The 447-nt window shown below is 61.7% G+C and carries 1 pseudogene; it reads right to left on the bottom strand.

The annotated features are described in order from the left end of the window. Window positions 1-447 (bottom strand): annotated as a pseudogene (locus ACRHNM_RS16240) (F0F1 ATP synthase subunit beta); the annotation flags it as partial.

The raw sequence follows: 447 nt of genomic DNA on the forward strand, positions 1-447 counted from the left end.
CTTGTAGCGCTGCAGCAACTCCTTGACGCGCTGTGCGCAATCGTAGTGCTCCTTGCCGAGGATCTCCGGTGTAAGGATCCGGGAAGTGGAATCCAGCGGGTCTACCGCCGGGTAGATACCGAGCTCGCCAATTTTCCGGGACAGTACCGTATTGGCGTCCAGGTGGGCAAACGTAGTTGCGGGTGCCGGGTCGGTAAGGTCATCCGCCGGTACGTATACCGCCTGTACGGAGGTAATCGAGCCGCGCTTGGTGGAAGTAATCCGCTCCTGCATGGCCCCCATCTCGGTGGCCAGCGTGGGCTGGTATCCCACCGCGGAAGGCATCCGCCCCAGCAGGGCGGAAACCTCGGAGCCGGCCTGGGTAAAACGGAAGATGTTGTCGACAAAGAAGAGGACGTCCTTCCCCTGGCCTTCCCCTGCCCCATCGCGGAAATACTCGGCGATGGT

Source organism: Psychroserpens mesophilus (genome assembly GCF_050617655.1).
Taxonomy (GTDB): domain Bacteria; phylum Bacteroidota; class Bacteroidia; order Flavobacteriales; family Flavobacteriaceae; genus Psychroserpens; species Psychroserpens mesophilus_A.